The sequence below is a fragment of the Pseudonocardia sp. C8 genome (genome assembly GCF_014267175.1).
Lineage (GTDB): Bacteria > Actinomycetota > Actinomycetes > Mycobacteriales > Pseudonocardiaceae > Pseudonocardia.
This window is the reverse complement of record NZ_JACMTR010000002.1, coordinates 3,594,324-3,617,340: the sequence shown is the minus strand read 5'-3', so window position 1 is coordinate 3,617,340 and position 23,017 is coordinate 3,594,324. Positions and strand designations below refer to the sequence as shown.

The following is a 23,017-nucleotide window of genomic DNA, read 5'->3' as shown; positions in this document are numbered from 1 at the left end:
ACTTCTCGGCTACTCGTCCGGGTGTAGGCCCGGCCCGTTGTGGCACGATCGGCCGGTGACCAGCAGCGACGATCAGCGCCTGCGCGATCTGGCCCGGCTGCGCCGGGTCCGGGACCGGATCGACCGCGAGTACGCGCGGCCGCTCGACGTCGAGGCGCTCGCCCGCGGTGAGCACATGTCCGCGGGCCACCTGTCACGCGAGTTCCGGCGGGCCTACGGCGAGTCGCCCTACAGCTACCTCATGACCCGGCGGATCGAACGCGCGATGGCGCTGCTGCGGCGCGGGGACCTGTCCGTCACCGAGGTGTGCTTCGAGGTCGGGTGCTCGTCGTTGGGCACGTTCAGCACCCGGTTCACCGAGCTCGTCGGCATGTCGCCGAGCGTGTTCAAGCGGGAGTGCGCGGACGGCACCGAGGGCATCCCGGCCTGTGTGGCCAAGCAGGTCACCAGACCGGTCAGGAATCGAGAAGCCCCGAGGCGGGCGCAGTCCCTAGCGTGAGCGGCATGGACATCACGATCGCGCACAGCTTCCTCCCGCACACCGACCACAAGGCCTCGCTGGCCTTCTACCGCGACGCCCTGGGCTTCGAGGTCCGCAACGACGTCGAGTACGGCGGCCGGCACTGGCTCACCGTCGGCCCGCCCGGACAGCCCGCCACCTCGATCGTGCTCGCGCCCCCCGCGGCGGACCCGGGGATCACCGAGGAGGAACGGCGGACCATCACCGAGATGATGGCGAAGGGCACCTACGCCACGATCGTCCTCTCGACCTCCGACCTGGACTCGGTGTTCGAGCGCATGCAGGCGGCCGAGATCGTCGAGGTCGTCCAGGAGCCGACCGACCAGCCCTGGGGCGTGCGGGACGCCGCGTTCCGCGACCCGGCCGGCAACCACGTCCGGATCAACCAGGCCGGCTGAGTCTTCTTGGTACGCCGTACGATGATGAGTGTCGAGCCATGCTTCCGTCGGACGGAGAGTCGATGACGACCGCCACCACCTCGCACCCGGCAGATTCCCACGACCTGATCCGCGTGCACGGCGCGCGGGAGAACAACCTGCGCGACGTCAGCGTGGAGCTGCCCAAGCGGCGGCTGACGGTGTTCACCGGCGTCTCCGGCTCGGGGAAGAGCTCGCTGGTGTTCGCGACGATCGCCGCCGAGTCCCAGCGGATGATCAACGAGACGTACAGCACGTTCGTGCAGGGGTTCATGCCGACGATGGCCAGGCCGGACGTCGACGTGCTCGACGGCCTGACCACGGCGATCATCGTCGACCAGGAGCGGATGGGCGGCGACGTCCGCTCCACGGTCGGCACGGCGACCGACGTGGGTGCGCTGCTGCGCATCCTGTTCAGCCGGCTGGGGGAGCCGCACGTCGGGTCGGCGAAGGCGTTCTCGTTCAACGTCGCCTCGATCAGCGGCGCCGGCGCGGTGACCATCGAGAAGGGTGGCCGGCAGATCAAGGAGCGGCGCGAGTTCGAGATCATCGGTGGCGCGTGCCCGCGCTGCGAGGGCCGCGGCACCGTCTCCGACTTCGACCTGACCGCGCTCTACGACGACAGCAAGTCGATCGTCGAGGGGGCCCTCACGATCCCCAACTACGGCGGCGACAGCTGGTACGGCCGGATCTTCGCCAACAGCGGCTTCTTCCCCGGCGACAAGCCGATCCGGGAGTTCACCAAGCGGCAGCTCGACGCGCTGCTGTACCACGAGCAGACCCGGATCAAGGTCGAGGGCGTCAACGTCTGGTTCGAGGGGCTCATCCCGCGGATCCAGAAGTCGTTCCTCGCCAAGGACCGGGAGTCGATGCAGCCGCACATCCGCGCGTTCGTGGACCGGGCGGTCGTGTTCCGCACCTGCCCGGACTGCGACGGCACCCGGCTCTCCGAGCTCGCGCGGTCGTCGAAGATCAAGGGCATCAACATCGCCGACGCCTGCGCGATGCAGATCAGCGATCTTGCGGAGTGGGTGCGGGGGCTCGAGCGAGCCGCCGGAGACGACGCGGAGCAGAGCTCGACCATCAGAGGAGTCGCGCCGCTGCTGGGGTCGCTGCGGGAGACACTGGACTCGTTCGTCGAGATCGGACTCGGCTACCTGTCGCTGGACCGGCCGTCGGGGACGCTGTCCGGCGGCGAGGCCCAGCGCACCAAGATGATCCGGCACCTCGGGTCGTCGCTGACCGACGTCACCTACGTGTTCGACGAGCCCACCATCGGGCTGCACCCGCACGACATCGCGCGGATGAACAACCTGCTGCTGCGCCTGCGCGACAAGGGCAACACCGTGCTCGTCGTCGAGCACAAGCCGGAGACGATCGTGATCGGCGACCACGTCGTCGACCTCGGTCCGGGCGCGGGCACCGACGGCGGCCAGGTCGTCTACGAGGGCACCGTCGAGGGGCTGCGGACCAGCGGCACGATCACCGGGCGGCACCTCGGGTACCGGGCCCGGCTCAAGGAGTCGCTGCGGGCACCGACCGGCGCGCTCGAGGTGCGCGGGGCGAACACGCACAACCTCCGCGACGTCGATGTCGACATCCCGCTGGGGGTGCTGACCGTCGTCACCGGGGTGGCCGGGTCGGGGAAGAGCTCGCTGATCCAGGGCTCGGTCGCCGGGCGGGACGGCGTCGTCGTGGTCGACCAGGGCGCCATCAAGGGCTCGCGGCGCAGCAACCCGGCCACCTACACCGGGCTGCTGGAACCGATCCGGAAGGCGTTCGCCAAGGCCAACGGCGTGAAGCCGGCCCTGTTCAGCGCCAACTCCGAGGGGGCCTGCCCGAACTGCAACGGCGCCGGCGTCGTCTACACCGACCTGGCGATGATGGCCGGTGTCGCGACCACCTGCGAGGTGTGCGAGGGCAAGCGGTTCGAGGCGTCGGTGCTGGAGTACCGCTTCGGCGGGCTCGACATCAGCGAGGTGCTCGCCCTGTCGGTGGCCGAGGCCGAGAAGTTCTTCGGCGCCGGCGAGGCCCGGATCCCGGCGGCACACCGGATCGTCGAGCGGCTCGCCGACGTCGGGCTCGGCTACCTCAAGCTCGGCCAGCCGCTGACCACCCTGTCCGGTGGTGAGCGGCAGCGGCTGAAGCTGGCCGTGCACATGGGGGAGAAGGGCGGGATCTACGTCCTCGACGAGCCCACGACGGGCCTGCACCTGGCCGACGTCGAGCAGCTGCTCGCGCTGCTGGACCGGCTCGTGGACGCCGGGAAGTCGGTGATCGTGATCGAGCACCACCAGGCCGTCATGGCGCACGCCGACCGGATCCTCGACCTCGGTCCGGGCGCCGGTCACGACGGCGGCCGGATCGTGTTCGAGGGCACGCCGGCCGAGCTGGTGGCGGACCGGTCCACGCTGACCGGGCAGCACCTGGCGGACTACGTCGGCTCGTGAGTGGAAAGGCGGGCTCCGGCCCGCCTTTCCACTCACGGGCCTCCGGCGAGGTCGTCCAGCGTCTGGAGCAGCCCCTCCCAGGCCGTGCGGCTGTCGGCGTCGTCGGCGTGCGGGTTCCGGAACCAGCGCAGGAACTCCCCGAGGTCGGCCAGCGCCCATCGCAGCCGGTACAGCTCCAGCGCGTGCGGGTCCGGTTCGACGCCGGTCGCCTCGGTCCAGGCCGACAGGTCCCCGGGGACGACGGCGAGGTCCCGCTCCGGCACGCCCAGCCCGACGGTGTCCCAGTCGATCAGCAGCAGGCCGCGGTCGGTGTCGAGCAGGTTGCCCGGGTGCGGCTCCCCGTGCGTGACGACGACCGGGCGCCCGGCGAGCCGGAGCTGGTGCAGGAGCGCGTCGGCGTCGGCGAGGCGGTCCCGGATCGCCGACGTGTGGGTGACGACGGCCTGCCGGGCCGGTTCGGAGAACGGGCCCCCGGTCCACGAGGTCTCCTGCCCGGCGAGCGCGTCCTCGATCACCGCCCGGTCCGGGACGTCCGGCGTGTGCACCGGGGTGTCCGCCGGCGCCGGTGTCGTGTGCAGCCGGGCCAGCAGCGCGAGGAGCGCGTCCCGGTCGGCCCGGGAGAGCTCGGTGTAGAAGTCGCGGCCCGCCGTGGCCGGTTCGGTGTCGACGTGCGGGAACAGGACCAGCGCCCACCGGCCGCCCAGGTCGGCGACGAACTCGCCGTTCCGTGCCGGTTCGGGGGCGGCGACGAACTCCAGCCCGCCCGCGCGCAGCTCGGCCGTGGTGCGCATGGCCGCCCGGTAGCCCGCCAGCGCGGCTTCGGGGGTCGGGCCGCACTGCGGCTTGTCGGCGAGATCGGAGACCTTCACGAACCAGCGCCGGCCGTTCGCTCCGGTCGCCTCCCAGTGGTAGTCGCCGAACCCGACCGCGCGGTAGCGCAGCTCCCGGGCGTCGATCCCGTGGTGGCGGGCCAGCGCGGAGCGGACGTCGCCGTCGTCGAAACCGGTGGGGCGCTGCTCCATGCGGGGGATGCTCTCGCGATCGAGGGGCGCCCGGCTACCCGGCCCTCGCCGCGCCGGTGGGTGGCCGCGGCGGCACGCGTGTCCCGACTTCCGTCGCCTCGGCCGCAGACCTTCGCCGGGTGCGGACTCCGCGCCGGGCGGGGCACGCTCGGTGCCGGCGCGGCGGAAGGAGCACGCGATGGACGACGGCAGGGCGCTCACGATGCCCGAACTGCTGACGATCGTGCTGCTCGACCCGGGCACCGGCCGGTTCGTCGTCGACCGCCAGCGGGCCGAACGCGCGCTCGCCGGCGCCGTCCTGCTCGACCTCGCGGCGCGCGGGTGGCTGGAGACCGACGGTGAGCACAGCCCGCGGCTGCGGCTCGTCGCCCGGACCGGTGGCGACGTCGTCGCGGAACGCGCGTCGGCGCTGCCGGCAGGCTGGTTCCGGGCGAAGCGGGGGGTCACCCGGCTGGTTCCCGGCCTGCGCGGTGCCGTGCTCGGCGCGCTCGCCCGCGGCGGGCACGTCGACCGCCGGCCGGGCGGGTTCCTGCGATTCGCGCGCTGGTGGCCGGACCCGGCCCTGCGCGACACGCTGCTGGCCGGGATCGCGGCGGCGCTGCGCGACGGCGTCGCCACCGACGCCCGGATCGCGGGGCTGGTCTCGCTGCTGCACGCGGTGCGGGCCGAGCACCGGGTGCTGGAGGGACGCCGCCGTGAGCTGCGGGACCGGGCCCGGCTCGTCGCCGACGGCGACTGGGCCGGTCCCGCGGTCACCGCGGCGGTCCGCGAGGTCCAGGCCGCCGCGGCCGCGGCCGCGGCGTCGGCCGCGGCAGCAGGGGGTGGCACGTGATCGCCCCGGGGGAGTACCGGTGAGGTGTACGCCGCCCTGACCGGTCCGGTCGGCGGGCACGGCCTGGGGAGCCGCCGTGCCCGCCCGATCCGGGGGACACGTCCCGGCCGCCGACGCCCGCGCGCCTATGGTCGTCCTGTGCTCCGCCCTGCCGTGATGTCCGTGATCCTGATGGTCGCGGTCACGGCCGCCGGGCTGACCACGGGGGAGGCCCACCTCGTCGACAGCGGGTACCGGATCGCCCTGCTGGTGCTCGGCGTGGCGGCGCTCGGGACGGTGCCGCTGCGCTACCGGTATCCGAGGTCGTTCGCCCTGCTGGCGATCGTGGTCGGCAACGCCGCGGCGATCGCCACGTACCTGCCGCTGGTGGGCGTGTTCGTCATCGCCGCCCGGCGCCGGACGGCCGAGACCGTGGTGGTCCTCGCCCTGGCGGTCGCCGGCGCGGCCGTCAACATCGCGCTGGGCGTCCCGACACTGGGGGAGACCCTGTTCCTGCTCGGGGGCGCGACGGCGTTCCTGACGTCGTCCACGGTGGCGGGCCTGCTCACCGCGAACCGGCGGGCGATGGTCGACGACCTGCGCCGGCAGCTCGCCCGCGCCGAGGCCGACCGCGCGGAGCGCGACGAGCAGGCCCGGGCGGCCGAACGGCGGCGGATCGCGGGCGAGATGCACGACCGGCTCGGCCACCGGCTGTCGCTGCTGTCGGTGCACGCCGGCGCGCTCGCGCTGCGCACGGACCTGTCCCCGGAGACGGTCCGGGAGAGCGCGCAGGTGCTGCGCGACACCACGCACCGCGCGATGGAGGACCTGCGCACGATCGTCCAGGTGCTGAACGAGCCGCCGTGCCCGTCCGACGGGCCGGAGGACACCGAGGACCTCGCCGCCGTCGAGCACCTGGTGAGCGAGGCCCGCGAGGCCGGCGCCGACGTCTCGCTGCGCTCCACGGCGCTGCTGATGGTGGCACCGCCGGGCCGCCCGCTCGCCGGTGTCGCCTACCGGGTGGTGCGCGAGGGGCTGACCAACGCGGCCCGGCACGCGCCCGGTGCCGCGGTGGAGGTGGTCCTCGACGGCCGGCCGGGCCGGGACCTCACCGTCACCGTGACCTCCGGGTGCACCGGTGACCGGCCCGCACCGGAGGGCGCCGGGACCGGGCTGATCGGGCTCCGGGAACGGGTGGAGACGCTGACCGGCGGCACGCTCGCGCACGGCCCGCTCCCGGACGGGTACCGGCTGCGGGCGGTCCTGCCCTGGACGAAGGAGACACACGCGTGAGCGGTCCCGACACCGAGATCCGGGTCCTGCTGGTCGACGACGACCCGCTGGTCCGGGCCGGGCTGAAGGTGATGCTCGACGGGCACGTGCTCGCCGCGACCGACACCGCCCCGGAGCGGCGGATCCGGATCGTCGGCGACGTCGGCGACGGCGACGAGGTCCCCGACGCCGTCCGGGCCGGGCGCCCGCACGTCGTGCTGATGGACCTGCGGATGCGGCGGGTCAACGGCGTCGCCGCGACCCAGCGGCTGACGGCGGCGCCGGACCCGCCGACCGTCGTCGTCCTGACCACCTTCGACGCCGACGAGCACGTCGTGCGCGCGCTGCGGGCCGGTGCGAGCGGGTTCCTGCTCAAGGACGCGGCACCGGAGGGGATCGTCGAGGCCGTCCGGGCCGCCGCCGACGGCGACGCGGTCCTCTCCCCGGCGATCACCCGGCGGCTGATCGGGATGGTCAGGGGCGGGGCCGGGCCGGTGGACCGGCGCCGGGCCGCCCGCAGCAGGCTGGACCGGCTGGCCGAGCGGGAACGCGACGTCGCCGAGGCCGTCGCCCGCGGCGGGTCCAATGCCGACATCGCGGAGGAGCTGCACATGTCGGTGGCCACGGTGAAGTCCTACGTGTCCAAGCTGCTGCGGGAGCTGGCGCTGGACAACCGGGTGCAGATCGCGCTCCTGGTCCGCGACGCGACCGATTAGTTCGCCCGCCCCGGCCGGTCGGCACCGGCATGAAGCTCACAGCGACGATGTTCCTGTCCCTGGACGGCGTCTACCAGGGCCCGGGCGGCCCCGACGAGGACCGCTCCGGCGGGTTCACCCGCGGCGGCTGGGTGGTGCCATACTTCGAGGAGCGGACCGGTGCGTTCGTGGACGAGGTGTTCGGCCGCGTCGACGCGTTCCTGATCGGCCGGCGCACCTACGACATCTTCGCCGGGTCCTGGGGGAAGATGGCCGACCCCGGCGACGACCCGGTCGCGGTCGCGTTCAACACCCTCCCCAAGTACGTGCCCTCGACCACGCTGACCGATCCCGGGTGGGCCGGCACGACCGTCCTCTCCGATGACGTCGCCGCGGCCGTCCGCGAGCTGAAGGCCCGGCCGGGCCGGGAGCTGCAGGTGCACGGCAGCGGTGAGCTGGTCCGGTGGCTGCTGGCCGAGGAGCTGCTCGACGAGCTGCACCTGCTGGTCTTCCCGGTCGTGCTCGGCGCGGGCCGTCGGCTGTTCCCGGCCGAGGGCGCCGACCTGGCGCTGGAGCTCACCGGGTCCCGGACGACGCCGCGCGGCGTCACGATCCTGAGCTACCGCACCGCGGGACGCCCGGAGTACGGGACCATCGAGGTGGAGTGACGCACGCCTGCCGCACCGGTGTGGCGCGTGTCCGTTGCACCCCTGCCGGTGCTCCGGCGGCGCGTACCCGGTGCGCACCGCGGCCCGGCATCCCCTGACGAGCACGATCCGGTCCCCAGCGGGGTGGCAAGGTGCGTACCGGGCGCAGCGCCGGAGTCGATCAGCACGTTGTCGCCCCGGCCGCGGCGGGATCGCGCATGTCGAGCCTCGGCCGTGAGTCGATCAGCACGTTCTGGCCCCGGGTTGGGCGAGAAGGCGCCCTCTCGATCCCCGCGCCCAGATCGATCAGCACCATGCCGCCCCTTCCGGGACGACAACGTGCACCTCACGCCCGGTGCCCGGGTCGATCAGCACGCTGTTGCCCTGGGTAGGGCGAGAGCGCGCATCTCGATCCCCGTGCCTGGGTCGATCAGCACGCTATCGTCCCGAAGCGGGCGGGTACGTGCGTATCGGGCGCTGTGCGTGGGTCGATCATCACGCTGTTGCCCCGGGTAGGGCGGGAAGGCGCATCTCGGACGCCGTGCCTGGGTCGATCAGCGCGTTGTCGCCCCGGCCCCGGCGGGATCGCGCACGTCGAGCCTCGGCCGTGAGTCGATCAGCGCGTTCCGGCCCGGGCCGGGCGACAACGTGCGCGTCGGCGGTTGCGCCCGGGTCGATCAGCACGTTGTGGCCACCGGTGGACGGACGTGCGCGGTCCGCACTAGCGTGCCGCCATGGCGCAGGAACTGGGCACCGAGCGCCTGCGGATCCGCGGCTGGCGACTCGGCGACACCGAGGACGCCCTGGCGATCTACGGGGTCGCCGACGTCACCGGGTGGCTGACGCCTGCCACCGACCGGATCGGCGACGCCGAGGCGATGCGAGCCGTGCTGACCGCCTGGATCGAAGCCCAGCAGAACCTCGAGCCGCCCCGGGGCCGGTGGGCCGTCGAGCGCCGCAGCGACGGGGTCGTGGTGGGCGGGCTGGCGATCCGCCTCCTGCCGCCGTACGACCAGGACCTCGAGATCAGCTACCAGATCCGCCCTGACGCCTGGGGGCGCGGCTACGCCACGGAGGCCGCGGCCGTGTTGATCGAGTGGGCGCTGGCCCAGCCGGACGTCGACGAGCTGTTCGCGGTGACCCGTCCGGACAACGCGCCGGCGGTCGCGACCGCGCAGCGGCTGGGCCTCACCTGGGTCGGGGAGACCGACAAGTACTACGGCCGCACCCTGTGGGTCTACCGGATCCGCGCCGGGGACCTGGCCACCGACCCGCTGATCGAGCTCCCCGACACCGAGGACGAGCACACCGAGCGGCCCGAATGAGCCCCGGGCGCGTCGAGGGTCACGCCCGACCCCTCGCGCAGCCCGGACGTCAGCGCGGCCACGAGTTCGGGGCGCAGCCGTCCAGCCCGAGCGTCTGCTGCAGCATCACCGGCGCCGGGTGGCCCCGGCCCGGGCAGTCCTCGTGGCCGTGACCGAGCCAGTGCCCGACCTCGTGGTTGACCAGGTAGCGGCGGTACGCGGTGAGGTCACGCGCATACTCGGGGGTGCCGGTGACCCAGCGCTCCAGGTTCAGCACGACCCGGTCGCCGTTGCGGCACGACAGCCGGCCCACCGTGTCCAGCGGCAGGCACAGCCGGTCGGCCAGTGCCGGGGTGGCCAGGATGATCCGCAGCGGGGCGGGGCCGTCGGTGCGGGCGAAGCCCACCGAGCCGTCACCGCCCCAGGACCGCGGGTCGTTGACCACGGCCGTCACGAAGCCTGCGAACGCGGCGCCGTCGACGTCCGTCCCGCGTTCCACCTCCACCCGCATCGGGACCGTGCGGGCCCGGCCCGCCGGGGCGGCGGTGCGGCCGGGGACCACGACCGGTTCCCCGGACGCCGTGCGGGGCACCCCGCGCCCGCGCAGGCCGGCGCGGCGGTCGGCCTCGGACACCGCGGGCGGGGCGGGAGCCACCGGCGCGGCCGGCGCGGCCGTCGCCTCCCCTGCGGGCGGGCCGGGCGCCGGGGTGGGGGACACGCCGCCGTCCGGGCCGGTGCCGCAGGCGGTGACGACCAGGGCGACCACGGCGACGACCCGGCCCGGGTGCACCGGTCCGCGGCCGGTGCGGACCGGCCGGGCGGCGACCGGGGTCGGGTGCGGCGGCACGGCGGACAGCGTCCCAGACCGCATCGGTTCGCACGACCCGGCGCGCGGCTCACCCCCCGTCCGTGACACCCCGGTGCGATGGCCGTGTGCCGGCTGCGGACCCGGGTTAGCGTGACCGGTTGTGACGACCGGGGAGCAGGACACCGCCGCGGCGATGGCGGAGGCCGCGACGGCGTGGCTCGACACCCTCGACCGCGACCAGGCCGCGTCCGGGACCGGGGACGGGCCGCGGGGCGACGACGCCGAGCGCCGGCGCTGGTTCTACACGCCCACCGACCACGGCGGGCTCACCCTGCACGACCAGGCCCCGGCGCAGCAGCAGCGGGCGATGCGGCTCGTGGCGTCGGGGCTGTCCGAGGCCGGGTTCGCCACCGTCGCCGCGGTGATGGGGCTGGAGAACGTCCTGGACCGGAACCAGGGCTGGCCCGAGCGGCCCTACCGGGAACGGTTCCGCGACCCCGGGCTGTACTACCTGCGGGTCTTCGGCGACCCGGCGAGCGGGACGTGGGGGTGGCGGTTCGGCGGGCACCACGTGTCGCTCAACAACCTCGTCGTCGACGGCCGGGTCGTCGCGACGACGCCGTGCTTCCTCGGTACCAACCCGGCCGGGACGCCGCTGCTCGGCGGGGGCACGAGCCGGCCGCTGGGCCCGACCGAGGACCTGGGCCGGGAGATCGTCCGCGGGCTGCCGCCGGAGCTGCTGGACCGGGCGGTGCTGCTGGAGACGGCCCCGCCGGACCTCGTCACCGCGAACCGTGCGGTGGTCGGCCCCGGCGACCGGCCACTGCCGACGTCCGCGATCCGCCGGGAGAGCCCGCCCGGCCCGGTTGAGCCGGTCCCCGGCACCGAGGAGGTCGAGCTCACCGACGCGCCGCAGGGCGTCCCGGCCAGCGTGCTCGACGACCGGGGCCGCGAGCTGCTGCGCAGGCTGTTGTCGTCCTACCTGGACCGGGTGCCGGCAGCGGTGTCCCCGGCGGCGCGCTACGAGGACGACGCCGCACTCGACGAGGTGCACCTCGCGTGGGCCGGCCCGCTCGAACCGGGCCGGCCGCACTACTACCGGCTGCAGGGACCGCAGCTGCTGCTGGAGTGGGACAATACGCAGGACGACGCGAACCACGCCCACTCGGTCTGGCGCAACCCCGCATCCGACTTCGGCCTCGACGTCCTCGGGCAGCACGCTGCCCGTGAGCAGAACGGAGGGTCAGGACCCTCGTAACCCCTCACGGGCCCGGAGGGCGAAGGCGGGGGCACGTTCCGGGCGGAACCCGACGCCGATGAGGTAGGCCGGGACGATCTGCAGGGCCGGCACCGACCGCATCAGCCGGATCACCGGGGCCGGCGGCCCGTCGAGCTCACCGGCCAGCGCCGGGCCGGCGATGTTCGCGTGCATGATCCGCTGCAGGCCCTGGACCAGCACCGTCGGTACCAGCCTGCGGTTGCGGACCCGGGCGAGGTCGGCCTCGGTGACCGTGCCCCGCCGCAGCGGTGCGGCGAGCAGGGTGGCCGCGGCGACGGCGTCCTGGATCGCCAGGTTGATGCCCACGCCGCCGATCGGGGACATCGCGTGGGCGGCGTCGCCGAGGCACAGCAGGCCGTCGACGTGCCAGCGGCGCAGCCGGTTCAGCCGGACGTCGAGGTGCTTGACGTCGTCCATCGAGGCGATCTCGCCGACCCGGTCGGCGATCTCCGGGATCAGCTCGGCCACGTCCGCCCGGAACGCCTCGATCCCGCGGGCCCGCAGCTGCGCGTCAATGCCTTTGGAGGCGAGGTAGGCGATCTGGAAGTACCCCTCGCGCGGGATGCAGACGGCGAACTTGCCCCGCCCCACCTTCGGCAGCAGCATCGCCCCGGTCTCGTCCGCGCGCCGCGGGACCCGGAACCACCAGGTGTCGAACGGGACGTCGAACTCGGTCACCGGCAGCCCCGACTCGGCACGCAGCACCGAGTGCCGGCCGTCGCAGGCGACGGTGAGGTCGGCCCGCAGCTCGCCGTCGACGTGCCCGCCGTCCGCGGTCTCGGTGCGGTGGCGGACGCCGACGACGCGGCCGTGCTCCCGGATCACCGAGGTGGCCCGGGTATCCATCCGGAGCCGGAAGGACGGCTCGGCCCGGCCCGCGTCGGCCAGCAGGTCGAGGAGGTCCCACTGCGGGACCATCGCGACGTACGGGTGCCGCACGCCGACCCGGCGCAGCAGGTCGAAGTTGCCGACCCGCTGGAGCCCGCCCTGCTCGTCGGGCAGCGCCACCTGCTCGACGCGGCTCTGCGGCAGCGCCGCGAACCGTTCGCCGAGGCCGAGGTCGTCGAGCAGGTCGAGGGTGGTCGGGTGCACGGTGTCCCCGCGGAAGTCCCGCAGGAAGTCGCCGTGCTTCTCGAGGACGGTCACCTCGACCCCGGCGCGGGCGAGCAGCAGCCCGAGCATCATCCCGGCCGGGCCGCCACCGACCACGCAGCACGTCGTGCGCTCCATCGCCGTCACCCCATTTCAACTGCCGTTGAATTAAGGCGAGTATGCGCCTCCGGGGGAGCGTCGCGCAACAGCCGCCGGTCAGCGGGCGTCGAGCGGGGCCAGCCCGGTCCGCGCGGGGTCAGCTGCGCGACGTGCAGGTGTGTCGTGGTCGAGCGTGAAGCCGGCCCTCACCGGTTCACTTCTTGATCCCCACGCCGCCGACGATGCAGCGCTGCACGGCGTCCTCGGGCCCGAGCTGGGGGCCGTCCGGCCACCACCGGTAGCAGGGCACGACGCCCGGGTCGACCATCTCCAGGCCGGGGAACAGCCCCTGGATCTCGGCCATCGTCCGGAACCGCCCACTGCCCATCGGGCTGTGCACGAAGACCTGCTCCATCCGGCGGGCCAGGTCGCTGTCGGCGTTCTCCGGGTCGAAGAAGTGCGCGATCGCGACCATGCTGCCCGGGGCGAGCCGCTCGACGTAGTCGGCCATGATCTTCTGGGGCCGGTCGGAGTCCTCGAAGTGGTGGATGGTCCCGATCTGGAACAGCGCGACCGGCTGGTCGAGGTCGAGGAAACCGTCCACCGCCGGGTCGGAGAACACCGCCTGCGGGTCGCGGATGTCGGCGGCGGAGAAGTGGGTCAGCTCGTTGTCCTCGAGCAGGGCCCGGCCGTGCGCGATGACGGTCGGGTCGTTGTCGACGTAGACGACCCGCGCCTCGGGCTGCAGCCGCTGCACGACCTGGTGGGTGTTCTCCGCGGTCGGCAGGCCGGAGCCGCAGTCGAGGAACTGGGTGATCGAGGTCTGGGTGGCGATGAACCGGGAGGCGCGGATGAGGAACGCGCGGTTGTCGATCGCGAGCTGGTTGACCTCCGGCGCGACCTTCCGGACCCGCTCGATGGTCTCCCGGTCGACCTCGTAGTTGTCCTTGCCGCCGAGGGCGTAGTCGTAGACCCGCGCGATGCTGGCCTTGGACGTGTCGATGTAGGCGGGGGCGCGACCTTCGGTCGGCTGGGCCATCAGTGCTGTCCTCACTCGAGTCGTCGTCGGTGCTCCGGTGGCGCCGATCACCGGTGGGAGCACGGTAGCGGACCACGCCGTCCGGGTACGCACCGTCACCGGTCGTTCGCGACACTGTGATCGATCTGCATGCCGACCTGGGAAACCGCTGTGTAGGGTGGGTCACCCGATCGGCACGTGGCGTGCGCGGCGGCCGGTCGGAGCGACAGCAGCGCCCCACAGCCGACCTGCAGGAGTCCGCCCCGGTGGTCCCGAGCCCGAACAGCCCGATCCCGCCCGGCGGTGACCGCGGGCCGACCGCGCGGCGGATCGTGCTCGGCGCGCACCTCAAGCGGCTGCGCGAGCGCGCCGGCATCAAGCGGGCCGACGCCGCGTACGCGATCCGCGGGTCCGACTCCAAGATGAGCCGTCTCGAGTCCGGCAAGGTCGGGTTCAAGCTCCGCGACGTCGCCGACCTGCTCACCATGTACGGCGTCGGCGAGGGGCCCGAGCGCGACCACGTGCTCGCCATGGCCGAGGAGAGCAACGAGAGCGGCTGGTGGGCCCGCTACAACGACGTCGTGCCCGGCTGGTTCGAGGACTTCGTGGGGCTGGAGGCGTCCGCCTCGCGGATCTCGTCCTACGAGCTGCTCTACGTGCCGGGCCTGCTGCAGACCGAGGAGTACGCCAGGGCGATCGTCAGCGGCGGGCACCTCGACCTGCCGCCGGCCGAGCGGGCGAGCGTCGAGAAGCGGCTCGAGGTCCGGATGCGCCGGCAGAAGGTGCTGCACCGCAAGGACGCGCCGACGTTCTGGGCGGTGCTCGACGAGTCGGTGCTGCACCGGCCGGTGGGCGGCGGGGCGGTGCTCCGCCGCCAGCTCGAGCACCTGCTGGAGGTGACCGCGCTGCCGAACGTCGTCGTCCAGCTGCTGCCGTGGGAGGTCTCCGGCTACGGCGCCGAGCACGCGTTCACCATGCTCCGGTTCGCCGAGCCGGAGCTGCCGGACCTGGTCTACCTCGAGGAGATGACCGGGGCCTCGTACCTGGACAAGCGGGCGGACGTCGAGCGCTACGGGCGGGCGATGGACCAGCTCACCGTGGACGCCCTGTCGCCGGACCGCACCCGCCAGGCGCTGTCGAAGCTGGTCACCGAGGGCTGAGCCCGCCGGGCGCGGCGGAACGACCGCCGGGCGCCCGCCCGGTCGCGGGATGACCGAACCCCTTGCCGCGCTGCTACTTTCGTGCGCAACCGAAAATGCACGTGCAGATGAGGTGAGCGTTCGCATGGATCAGATGCATCTGCCGAGCCCGGCGTCGTCCGACGCACTGGTCTGGCGAAAGAGCGTGCGGAGCGGGTACCAGGGCAACTGCGTCGAGCTCGCGGTCGCCGGGGAGGGCGTCCGGGTCCGGAACTCCCGTGACCCGCAGGGCACCGTGCTGTCCTTCTCCAGCACCGGCATGGCGAGCTTCCTCACCTCGATCAAGAACGGCGAGCTGGACGACCTCGCCTGAGACCTCCCGCGGGCGGCCGGCCCGACCCCGGCCGCCCGCGGTGAGCCGGTCCGCCGCGCGTGGCGCGAGACCGGCCACAGGAGCCCGCCGGAGCCGCCCGGCGCGCGGTAGGAAGGAACGGTGACCCGTTCCCAGCAGGCGCCGTCGTACCGCGGGGCGAGCGCCCACTACCTCTCGCCGTCGCGGCGGGACCCCGTGAAGATCCTCTCCGAGGAGCCGGTGACCCGGCGTGTGATCGCGGGCGCGCTCGGCGCGCTGGGCCTGGGACAGCACGACCCGGTCCACGTCCTCGACGTCGGGTCCGGCACCGCCGACGGGTTCGCGCTGCTCGCCCGCCCCGCCCCGGACGCCCCGCCGCTCGTCGACGAGGACCGGCTCACCTATGTCGGGCTGGACGTCGACCCGGAGATGGTCGAGACCGCCCGCGCGACGGTGACCTCGCCGTCGGCGTCGTTCGTGCGGGGCGACGTGCGCGACACCCTCCCGGAGGGCGCGTTCGACCTCTACCTGTCCTGCGGGGTGCCGTACTCGCACCTCACCCGGGACGAGCTGGTCGCCGCGCTGCACTCGGTCCTGTCCGCCGTGGCCGCCCGCGGACGGCGGGCCGCGGTGGTCGTCGACGTCCTCGGCCGGTACTCGGTCGAGTGGCAGCCACGGTGGGGTGCCGAGCGCTGGGACTACGCGATGAGCTTCTTCGCCGGGGCCGGTGCGGCGATCTCCGAGCCGATGACGTTCTACTCCCGGCCCGCGCTCGACGCCGCCGTCGACGCCGCGGTCGCCGGCAGCGGGGCGCGGATCGTGTCGCGGACCGCCGTCGACCGGTCGGTGCTGGTCGGCCGGCACACCGCGACCGGGACGTTCCACCCGCAGGTCCCGCGGTTCCGCACGCTGGTGAACGACCTGCTCCGCGAGCCGGCCCGGGTGCGGCCGTCCGACCTGGGGTTCGTGCCGGCGACGGCGGGGGCGCCGGCGGACGTGCTGGCCTGGCTGGAGCGCTTCGCCGCCCGCTGGAACCGGGTGCTGGAGCCGTGGGCCGGTGCCGGCCGGCTCGGCGAGGCCGACGCGGCCCGGCTCGCGCACGCCCTGCTGGAACTGGAGCGCGGCGCCGGACCGGGGCTCGGCGTCGGGCACTCGCTCACGATGACCCTGGTGGCCGAGCCCTCGTGAGTGGAAAACAGGGCCAGGGCCCTCGTTTCCACTCACGGGCCCGGAGGGCCGTCCCGAGGGACCTGCTGCCGCACCTGCGGCGGGCGCACGACGAGATCGACCGCCGCTACGCCGAGCCGCTCGACCTCGACGCGCTCGCCGCCGTCGCCGGGGTGTCGAAGTACCACTTCCTGCGCTGCTTCGCCGACGTCTACGGCCGGACGCCCGCCGCGACGCTCACCCGGCGGCGGATCGAGCGCGCGCAGGACCTCCTGCGGGCCACGAACCTCACCGTCACCGAGGTGTGCACGCTCGTCGGGTACACCTCGCTCGGCTCGTTCAGCTCACGGTTCCGCCGGCTGGTCGGGGTGAGCCCGTCCGCCTACCAGGCCCGCTGGGCGGAACGCGGGGCCCCGCGCATCCCGGGGTGCTACGTCTTCATGCACGGGCTGTCCGACACCGCAATTCCGGAGAAGCCCGGCGACGGCGGACGCCGCTAGGTTCTCCCCATGCTCACCAACATCTCGCTGGTCACGCTGTACGTGACCGACCAGGACGCGGCCAAGCGCTTCTACTGCGACGTCCTCGGGTTCGTCGAGGGCACCGATGTCAGCATGGGGGACGGGTTCCGGTGGGTCACCGTGCACCATCCGGACCACCCGGAGCTGGAGGTGACCCTGATGAAGCCCGGCCCGCCGCTGGACGAGGACATGGCCGAGGCGGTCTCCCGGTCGCTCGCCGCCGGCCGGATGGGCGGCTTCGGCCTCACCACCGACGACTGCCACGGCGACTACGCGAAGCTCTCGGCGAAGGGCGTGGAGTTCACCCAGCCGCCTGCCGACCGGCCGTACGGCACGGAGGCCGTCATGCGGGACAACTCCGGCAACTGGCTGGTGCTGGTCGAGCCGCGGGCCTACGACGGCTCGGAGTTCCCGCACTCCTGAGCGTCAGCCCCGCTCACCGGTCTCGTAGCGGAACAGGACGCTCAGCTGGGGGACGCTGCGGCGGACGTCGGCCGGGGCGGCGACCGGCAGGTCCCGCAGCCGTTCGGCGGCGCGGTACAGCTCGTCACCGGACTCGAGGTCCCCGGACCGGGCCAGCTCGGCCAGCCGCGCGATCGCCGGGTCCCCGGCCGGCCCCAGGTGCGCGATCCGCCAGAGCAGGGTGCGGGCCGCGGCGCGGTGCGTGTCGCCGTGCCGGCCGATCACCTCCAGGTGGGCGACCAGGTCCCACGTCGTGGTGCCGCCGCAGGCCCGGGCCGCGAACAGCGGCCGGGCGCCCTCCCGCCGCCGGATCGCGGCGGCGCGGTTCTCGGCGCGGCACGCCCAGACGGCGGAGCCGACCGCGGCGAGGACCAGCAGCAGCGCCGGCACCCCGTCCGGAGCGACCAGGAGCGCCGCGGCGAACCCGCCGACCGTCCCGGCCGCCAGGACGAGCCGCGGGGCACCGGAACCCCGCGCGTGTCCGGTGCGGGCCCCGTCCATCGCGTCGGACAGGAGCGCGGTCATCAGCGGGGGCGGGAGGAGCGGGTCGGCCACGACGATCAGCCCGGCCCGGGGCAGCGCCGCACCCCACCAGTGCACGCCCGCGGCCACGGCACCGGCGACCTGCCTGTTCCGAGCCGTCACCTGATGCCTCCGGGTCCGCGTGCCGGGTGCGTGTACCCCTCCGATGAGGATGACCGCACGAAATAGAACACACTCCGCCCGGGTGAACCACCGGATCCGGAATGCATCACCCGGGCAGCGGCACCGCTCACACGGACCGTGTCCACACCGATGACGACCGGTAGTCGGAGACGGTGAACGTGCGGCCGGCCGGCCCATCGGGCCGGCACCGGCGGTACCCGGGCCACGGTCGCGGTGCTCACCCCGCCGGGCGGCCGGGTTCGGGGCGCAGGTCCGGGTGTGACGCCGTGGTCCGCACCCGGACCCGGTTGCGGCCGGCGCGTTTCGCGGCGTACAGCGCCTCGTCGGCGACCGCCAGCAGCACGTCCAGGCCGGTGTCGGCGCGGGGGCACAGCGCCGCGCCGACCGAGACGCTCAGCCGGTCGACGAGCACCGGCTCCGGCTGGGCCGGGATCTCCACCCGGAGCCGCTCCACCCGCTGCCGGATCCGCTCGCCCACCTCCCGCACGGCACCCGCGCCGTCGTCGCCGCCGGTGCGGAGCGGGGCGAGCACGACCACGAACTCCTCCCCGCCGAACCGCCCGGCCGCGTCACCGTCCCGCACCTCGCCGGCGACGACCTCGGCGACCGCCTGCAGGACCGCGTCACCGACCAGGTGGCCGTGCCGGTCGTTGACGTCCTTGAAGTGGTCCAGGTCCAGGATCAGGACGGCCGCGGCCGCGGAACCACCCTCGGCGACCGCCAGGACCCGGTGTGCACGGGCGCGCCAGGCGTCGGCGTTGAGCAGCCCGGTCTTGGCGTCGGTGTCCGCCTGCGCCTTCAGCTGGCGGACCAGGGTGGTCTGCTCCAGCAGGATCAGTGGCGGGAGCAGGAGCACCAGCAGCAGCCAGTGGTCGGGCACCACCACGGTCGCGACGAGGCCGCCCAGGCTCAGCGTGGCGATCTCCAGGCCGACCTCGCCGCCGGCCAGGATCGCGAGGAACCGGCTTCCCGGCTGGGCCAGGCGGATGACACCGACGACGAGCAGCGTGTTCGCGGCCGTGTAGGTCAGCAGGCAGCAGATCAGGACGACCGCTGCGAGCGGCGACGCGACGTCGGCGTGCGTCCCGAACAGGTGCCGGACGCCGGCCACGAGATAGATGGCCAGGACGACCGTCGACGTCGAGTAGACCTGGCGGTGCGGCGGCGTGCCCGCCGGGCGGAACACGCGGAAGTACAGGTGGGTATAGCTGGCCACCACCGTCGCCACGGCGAGCAGGGGTGGAAGGAGCAACGCGGCGGAGAACGTCCAGACCGAACTGAGGTCGATGTAGCGGGTTTCCGCGATCCGCCGGCGGAGTCGCTCCGCCCGAAGGGATATCTCGGCGTGCAATCCGGAGATCACGGTCAGGGCGGCCGCGGTCGCCCACTGTGCGGGTGTACCGGGAACGGGGTCCCCGGTTTCCGAGGTGGCGACGTCGATGGTGACCAGGGACACGGCGACGAGTTCGACGGCGAGCAGGAGGAGCTGCACCCGGGCCGGAAGACCCCAGAGCTGCCAGCGCGTGGGCAACGACCGGCCGCGGGAGGCCTCGACGTCACGCGGGGCGGAACTCTCGGACAAGACCCTCGAACCTTTGATCGTTTTCGTCGGTCAAGCATAGTCGGCGCGCGGCCGGTTCCTCGCAGGTCAGTCCCCCGGCGGTCCGCACCGCCCCGGTCGGGTGACCGCCGTGCCGCGTCTCGACAAGATCATTTGACTCCCTGACGTGCGGATGTGCGTCACCTACTCTAGCGGTGCCGCTCACTCAGACGAGTGATGTCGATGCGCGGAGTGAGCACCCGTCGGTGCCCTCCCGGACTTCGGCGGCGGCCGGGCCGGCGCGCGTGAGGGGGTGATCCGGGTGCGGAACTGGAACTGGTGACGACCGTCCATGTGTCTTTCGTCCGCTCTCGACGAGGGGGGAGGTGGCCGTCGTGCGCAACTGGAACTGGTGACACGGCGAGATGACGGAAACGGCGTGGGGAAGGGTGGTTTGCATGCGCAACTGGAACTGGTGAAACGCGCCGGAATATCGAAGGGAAAGGGCGGGACATGCGCAACTGGAACTGGTGAGGGATCGGGCCGGCCGGAACCGCGAGGGAGGGGAGGTGGCCGAGATGCGCAACTGGAACTGGTGACCTGCGGAATGCGGAACGACAACACGTGCGAGACGAGGAGAGCGACGATGCGCAACTGGAACTGGTGATCGTGACCGCGTCGACGTCCGCGGCCGCTCGCGCGGCGGCGGACCCCCGCGTGCGGTCCGGCCCGGCTCGTCCCGCCGGGCCGGACCGCACGGGGCGCCCGTCTCACCCGTCACGTGGGCGACAAGCGGCGATCACCGTGGCAGGCTGCGGGAATGGCGAGGTACTACGACGTGCACCCGCAGAATCCGCAGCCCCGCAGCATCGGGCAGGTCGTCGACGTGGTCCGGGAGGGCGGCCTGATCGCGTACCCGACGGACTCCTGCTTCGCGCTCGGATGCTCGCTCGGCAACCGGGACGGCCTGGAGCGGATCCGCCAGATCCGCAAGCTCGACGACAAGCACCACTTCACGCTCGTCTGCGCCGAGTTCGCCCAGCTGGGGCAGTTCGTGCACATCTCCAACGCGGTCTTCCGCGCGGTGAAGGCCTCGACCCCGGGCAGCTACACGTTCATCCTCCCGGCCACCAAGGAGGTGCCGCGGCGGCTGATGCACCCGAAGAAGAAGACCGTCGGCGTGCGCATCCCCGACCATGCCACCACCCAGGCACTGCTGGCGCAGCTCGGCGAGCCGCTGCTGTCGTCGACGTTGCTGCTGCCCGGCCACGACGAGCCGATGACGCAGGGCTGGGACATCAAGGAGGAGCTCGAGAACCAGGTCGACGCCGTCATCGACTCGGGCGACTGCGGCACCGAGCCGACCACGGTGGTGGACCTCTCCGGCGACGAGCCGGAGATCGTCCGGGTCGGCGCGGGGGATCCGTCCCGGTTCGTCTGACCTGCCGGCCGGGATGATCGACGGGTGATCACTGCCGCCGTCCGTTGATCGAGTCGCTCCGGCGTGCTTATCGTGGCGCCCGGGTCGCCACCGACGGGTGACGACCCGCCGCGGCAGGACGGCCGCCGGTCGTGCCGCTCCGGGCCGGACGGCGCCCTGCCCGGGGGCCCCGGCCGCCCGGCCACCCGGCGTCCACCGCCCACCGCACGACGGCGGGTCGCGTGCCGACCGGCCGGGTAGGCTCCGCGTCGGACCTGCCCGGCCCGTCATCGCACGGGCCGGGCGAGCGGTGCCCGGCCCCGGGTGCCGTACCAGCCGTTCGGAGGACGATCGCGTGGCGCGAGACGACCCGCCGTACAGCCCGTCCGGTCCTGGGCAGGACCCGCCGGGCGGCGCGGGCGAGGGTGCGGGCGGTGACGCCGTGCTCGCCGCCATCGCGCACCGGCTGCGCGCCCGCTCCGAGCGTCAGCAGCTCCTCACCGAGCGCCTCCGCAGCGGTGAGCTGCGCCCCGGTGCCCTCGCCGACCTGGCCGAGCTCGCCGGCGCCGCCCGGCGCGGCGCCCGGGACGGCGACCACATCCTCGTCCTCGCCGGTGCCCCGCGCGGGCCCCGGCTGGCCGCCCCGCCGACCCCGCTCGGCCAGGCCCTGAGCACGGTCGTCGCGGCGAGCGAGGCCGCATCGCGCACCGTCGTGCCGCCGGTCCCCGGTGTCTCGGTCGACGCGGCGGCCGAGCCGGTCCTCGGGCAGATCCTCGCGGAGCTGCTCGCGCACGCAGCCGGGGCGACACCGCCGGGGGAGCGGCTGGAGCTGCACACCCGGTGGGGGCCCGACGGCGGTGTCGTCGTCGAGCTGCAGTGCGCGACGACGCCGCGCTACCAGACCCCGATCGACGAGCTCGACCGCGCGCTCACCACCGCCACCCCGCCCGGTCCGGTGGCGCCGCAGGAGATCGGGCTGCACGTGGCGGCCCGGCTCGCCCGCGCGATCGGGGCCCGGCTCGGGGTCCGCGCCCCGGCCGGGAACGGCGGGGGCACCCCGATCGCCGTGCTGCACCTGCCGCCGTCGGTCGTCGGCGGTGGGCAGCAGCCCGAGCAGTCCGCACCTGCCGGCGCGGTACCGGAACCCGACCCGACGACCGCCCTGCGCCGGACGTCCACGCAGCCGGACGACGACGGCGAGGCCCCGTGGCCACCGCCGCAGCAGCACGCACCGCGGCCGGACGCGGCACCGGGCGGTCCGCCCTCGGCGCCGCCCGTGTACCGGCCCGCCGCCGACGAGACCGCGCGTCCCGACGCGCTGACCCGGCGGGGGAGTGCCGATGCGTTGCCACAGCAGGGCGGTCCGGATGCGCTGCCGCAGCGGGGTGGTCCGGACGCGCTGCCGCAGCGGGGCGGCCCGGATGCGCTGCCGCAGCGGGGCGCGCGGGACCGCCGGTCCGGCATCGCCGCCGCGACCCCGTTCGGAGCGCCGGCCGGGCCGCAGGGCTCCGATCGGCGCGGTCCCGACTCACCGGGCCCCGGGCAGCACGGCGTCGAGCCGCCGGGCCCCGGTCAGGGCGGTACCGAGCAACCCGGTCCCGGACAGGCGGGCCCCGGTCACGCGGGCCCCGGGCCGCAGGGGCCCTTCCGGCCGGCGGCGTCGGCCGCGCCCGACGGCCCGCCGAACGGCGCCCCGTTCCCGGCCGGTGGCCGGCCCGACGAGGCCCCGCCGGCCACCCGGGCGCTGCCCGTCCCCGGCCGGAACGGACCCCCGCGGGACGAGCTGTTCGGCCCGTTCGACTCCGAGGTCCCGGTCCCGGTGGACGACGCCGACGACCCGCCGATCTTCGCGGCCGTCGCCTCCGCCTGGTTCCGCGAGCCGGCGGCGCCGGAGACCACGGCACTGCCGGCGTCCGACGGGAACCAGCCGCAGCCGGAGAACTGGCGCACCCCCGGGGACGCCGAGTTCGAGGCCGCCCGGATCCGCGCCGACCGCGTCGTCGACCTGCCGACGACCGCGCAGGGCCTGCCCCAGCGGCTGCCCGGCCAGGCGATGGTGCCGCCGTCCTGGCGGGAGAACCAGAACGGCGGTGCCCGGACGAGCGGGTCCCGGGAACGGCAGCCCGACCGCGTCCGCAACCGGCTCGCCAGCTACCAGCGCGGCCTGCGCGAGGGGCGGCACCGCGCCGCCGAGGACCAGAGCGCCGAGCCGGTCGGTGGGGCGGTCAACGGCAGCAGCAACGGCCACGCAGCCGGCCTGAACGGCGAGGGCGGGCGCAACGCCGGCTGACGCCCGGTGTGGCGGGCGCGGCCGGCC

General features: G+C 74.3%; 22 protein-coding genes. 16 read left to right on the top strand and 6 right to left on the bottom strand.

What is annotated here, in order from left to right:
* Positions 1-55 precede the first annotated feature (55 nt).
* The 3 genes from H7X46_RS17230 (at position 56) to H7X46_RS17220 (ending at position 3,386) form a co-directional block, all read left to right on the top strand.
* Positions 56-499, top strand: coding sequence for a helix-turn-helix transcriptional regulator (locus H7X46_RS17230; RefSeq protein ID WP_186360382.1), 444 nt, complete (start codon positions 56-58; stop codon positions 497-499).
* 5 nt (positions 500-504) lie between these two features.
* On the top strand, positions 505-918 hold the full coding sequence (locus H7X46_RS17225) for a VOC family protein (protein ID WP_186360381.1): 414 nt from the start codon (positions 505-507) through the stop codon (positions 916-918).
* A 62-nt stretch (positions 919-980) separates the two neighbouring features.
* Positions 981-3,386: an excinuclease ABC subunit UvrA gene (locus H7X46_RS17220; RefSeq protein WP_186360380.1), complete on the top strand. Its 2,406-nt coding sequence runs from the start codon at positions 981-983 to the stop codon at positions 3,384-3,386.
* A gap of 32 nt (positions 3,387-3,418) precedes the next feature.
* On the opposite strand, the gene H7X46_RS17215 is transcribed toward H7X46_RS17220, so the two are convergent.
* Positions 3,419-4,408 (bottom strand): phosphotransferase, encoded by a 990-nt coding sequence (locus H7X46_RS17215; RefSeq protein WP_186360379.1) that lies wholly within the window; start codon positions 4,406-4,408, stop codon positions 3,419-3,421.
* A gap of 178 nt (positions 4,409-4,586) precedes the next feature.
* Between H7X46_RS17215 and H7X46_RS17210 the strand changes: the two genes are divergently transcribed.
* The 5 genes from H7X46_RS17210 (at position 4,587) to H7X46_RS17190 (ending at position 9,158) form a co-directional block, all read left to right on the top strand.
* Complete coding sequence (locus H7X46_RS17210; RefSeq protein WP_186360378.1) at positions 4,587-5,240, top strand: GPP34 family phosphoprotein; 654 nt, start codon at positions 4,587-4,589, stop codon at positions 5,238-5,240.
* A gap of 138 nt (positions 5,241-5,378) precedes the next feature.
* Entirely contained in the window at positions 5,379-6,512 is a 1,134-nt protein-coding gene (locus H7X46_RS30755; protein WP_222131339.1) for a histidine kinase, read from the top strand.
* Positions 6,509-7,207 carry a response regulator gene (locus tag H7X46_RS17200; protein ID WP_370588821.1) on the top strand — a complete coding sequence of 233 codons (699 nt, stop codon included), beginning with the start codon at positions 6,509-6,511 and terminating at the stop codon, positions 7,205-7,207. The genes H7X46_RS30755 and H7X46_RS17200 overlap by 4 nt, the downstream gene beginning before the upstream one ends.
* Positions 7,208-7,236: 29 nt before the next feature.
* Entirely contained in the window at positions 7,237-7,854 is a 618-nt protein-coding gene (locus H7X46_RS17195; protein WP_186360376.1) for a dihydrofolate reductase family protein, read from the top strand.
* A gap of 713 nt (positions 7,855-8,567) precedes the next feature.
* Positions 8,568-9,158 carry a GNAT family N-acetyltransferase gene (locus H7X46_RS17190; protein ID WP_186360375.1) on the top strand — a complete coding sequence of 197 codons (591 nt, stop codon included), beginning with the start codon at positions 8,568-8,570 and terminating at the stop codon, positions 9,156-9,158.
* 49 nt (positions 9,159-9,207) lie between these two features.
* Here the strand turns inward: H7X46_RS17190 and H7X46_RS17185 are convergent, their stop codons facing one another.
* A complete protein-coding gene (locus H7X46_RS17185) occupies positions 9,208-9,984 on the bottom strand; it encodes a DUF3152 domain-containing protein (protein WP_222131338.1) in 777 nt (258 codons plus the stop codon).
* A 121-nt stretch (positions 9,985-10,105) separates the two neighbouring features.
* On the opposite strand from H7X46_RS17185, the gene H7X46_RS17180 reads away from it, so the two are divergent.
* The gene (locus H7X46_RS17180; RefSeq protein ID WP_370588820.1) at positions 10,106-11,203 is read left to right on the top strand and encodes a DUF3500 domain-containing protein; all 1,098 of its coding nucleotides are present in this window, start codon (positions 10,106-10,108) and stop codon (positions 11,201-11,203) included.
* On the opposite strand, the gene H7X46_RS17175 is transcribed toward H7X46_RS17180, so the two are convergent.
* Both H7X46_RS17175 and H7X46_RS17170 read right to left on the bottom strand, forming a co-directional pair.
* A complete protein-coding gene (locus H7X46_RS17175; RefSeq protein WP_186360374.1) occupies positions 11,189-12,454 on the bottom strand; it encodes an FAD-dependent oxidoreductase in 1,266 nt (421 codons plus the stop codon). The two genes, H7X46_RS17180 and H7X46_RS17175, sit on opposite strands and share 15 nt — an antisense overlap.
* 175 nt (positions 12,455-12,629) lie before the next feature.
* The gene (locus H7X46_RS17170) at positions 12,630-13,454 is read right to left on the bottom strand and encodes an SAM-dependent methyltransferase (RefSeq protein ID WP_186360373.1); all 825 of its coding nucleotides are present in this window, start codon (positions 13,452-13,454) and stop codon (positions 12,630-12,632) included.
* A gap of 245 nt (positions 13,455-13,699) precedes the next feature.
* On the opposite strand from H7X46_RS17170, the gene H7X46_RS17165 reads away from it, so the two are divergent.
* The 5 genes from H7X46_RS17165 (at position 13,700) to H7X46_RS17145 (ending at position 17,035) form a co-directional block, all read left to right on the top strand.
* The gene (locus tag H7X46_RS17165) at positions 13,700-14,593 is read left to right on the top strand and encodes a Scr1 family TA system antitoxin-like transcriptional regulator (protein WP_186360372.1); all 894 of its coding nucleotides are present in this window, start codon (positions 13,700-13,702) and stop codon (positions 14,591-14,593) included.
* 124 nt (positions 14,594-14,717) lie between these two features.
* Positions 14,718-14,945 carry a DUF397 domain-containing protein gene (locus tag H7X46_RS17160; RefSeq protein WP_186360371.1) on the top strand — a complete coding sequence of 76 codons (228 nt, stop codon included), beginning with the start codon at positions 14,718-14,720 and terminating at the stop codon, positions 14,943-14,945.
* A 120-nt stretch (positions 14,946-15,065) separates the two neighbouring features.
* Entirely contained in the window at positions 15,066-16,112 is a 1,047-nt protein-coding gene (locus tag H7X46_RS17155; protein ID WP_186360370.1) for a class I SAM-dependent methyltransferase, read from the top strand.
* The gene (locus H7X46_RS17150; RefSeq protein WP_370588819.1) at positions 16,109-16,591 is read left to right on the top strand and encodes a helix-turn-helix domain-containing protein; all 483 of its coding nucleotides are present in this window, start codon (positions 16,109-16,111) and stop codon (positions 16,589-16,591) included. The genes H7X46_RS17155 and H7X46_RS17150 overlap by 4 nt, the downstream gene beginning before the upstream one ends.
* Positions 16,592-16,600: 9 nt before the next feature.
* On the top strand, positions 16,601-17,035 hold the full coding sequence (locus H7X46_RS17145) for a VOC family protein (RefSeq protein ID WP_186360369.1): 435 nt from the start codon (positions 16,601-16,603) through the stop codon (positions 17,033-17,035).
* Positions 17,036-17,038: 3 nt separating this feature from the next.
* Here the strand turns inward: H7X46_RS17145 and H7X46_RS17140 are convergent, their stop codons facing one another.
* Together H7X46_RS17140 and H7X46_RS17135 are read right to left on the bottom strand one after the other, a co-directional pair.
* The gene (locus H7X46_RS17140) at positions 17,039-17,719 is read right to left on the bottom strand and encodes a hypothetical protein (protein ID WP_186360368.1); all 681 of its coding nucleotides are present in this window, start codon (positions 17,717-17,719) and stop codon (positions 17,039-17,041) included.
* Positions 17,720-17,957: 238 nt separating this feature from the next.
* On the bottom strand, positions 17,958-19,322 hold the full coding sequence (locus tag H7X46_RS17135) for a GGDEF domain-containing protein (protein ID WP_255426154.1): 1,365 nt from the start codon (positions 19,320-19,322) through the stop codon (positions 17,958-17,960).
* A 778-nt stretch (positions 19,323-20,100) separates the two neighbouring features.
* Between H7X46_RS17135 and H7X46_RS17130 the strand changes: the two genes are divergently transcribed.
* Positions 20,101-20,721, top strand: a complete 621-nt coding sequence (locus H7X46_RS17130) for an L-threonylcarbamoyladenylate synthase (protein WP_186360367.1) — start codon at positions 20,101-20,103, stop codon at positions 20,719-20,721.
* Positions 20,722-21,055: 334 nt separating this feature from the next.
* The gene (locus H7X46_RS17125; protein WP_186360366.1) at positions 21,056-22,990 is read left to right on the top strand and encodes a hypothetical protein; all 1,935 of its coding nucleotides are present in this window, start codon (positions 21,056-21,058) and stop codon (positions 22,988-22,990) included.
* Positions 22,991-23,017 lie beyond the last annotated feature (27 nt).

Coding starts and splice junctions, on each gene's coding strand:
- H7X46_RS17130 (WP_186360367.1), top strand. CDS start 20,101: ATGGCGAGGTACTACGACGTGCACCCGCAGAATCCGCAGCCCCGCAGC.
- H7X46_RS17145 (WP_186360369.1), top strand. CDS start 16,601: ATGCTCACCAACATCTCGCTGGTCACGCTGTACGTGACCGACCAGGAC.
- H7X46_RS17210 (WP_186360378.1), top strand. CDS start 4,587: ATGGACGACGGCAGGGCGCTCACGATGCCCGAACTGCTGACGATCGTG.
- H7X46_RS17170 (WP_186360373.1), bottom strand. CDS start 13,454: ATGGCCCAGCCGACCGAAGGTCGCGCCCCCGCCTACATCGACACGTCC.
- H7X46_RS17220 (WP_186360380.1), top strand. CDS start 981: ATGACGACCGCCACCACCTCGCACCCGGCAGATTCCCACGACCTGATC.
- H7X46_RS17195 (WP_186360376.1), top strand. CDS start 7,237: ATGAAGCTCACAGCGACGATGTTCCTGTCCCTGGACGGCGTCTACCAG.
- H7X46_RS17225 (WP_186360381.1), top strand. CDS start 505: ATGGACATCACGATCGCGCACAGCTTCCTCCCGCACACCGACCACAAG.
- H7X46_RS17160 (WP_186360371.1), top strand. CDS start 14,718: ATGGATCAGATGCATCTGCCGAGCCCGGCGTCGTCCGACGCACTGGTC.
- H7X46_RS17215 (WP_186360379.1), bottom strand. CDS start 4,408: ATGGAGCAGCGCCCCACCGGTTTCGACGACGGCGACGTCCGCTCCGCG.
- H7X46_RS17190 (WP_186360375.1), top strand. CDS start 8,568: ATGGCGCAGGAACTGGGCACCGAGCGCCTGCGGATCCGCGGCTGGCGA.
- H7X46_RS17175 (WP_186360374.1), bottom strand. CDS start 12,454: ATGGAGCGCACGACGTGCTGCGTGGTCGGTGGCGGCCCGGCCGGGATG.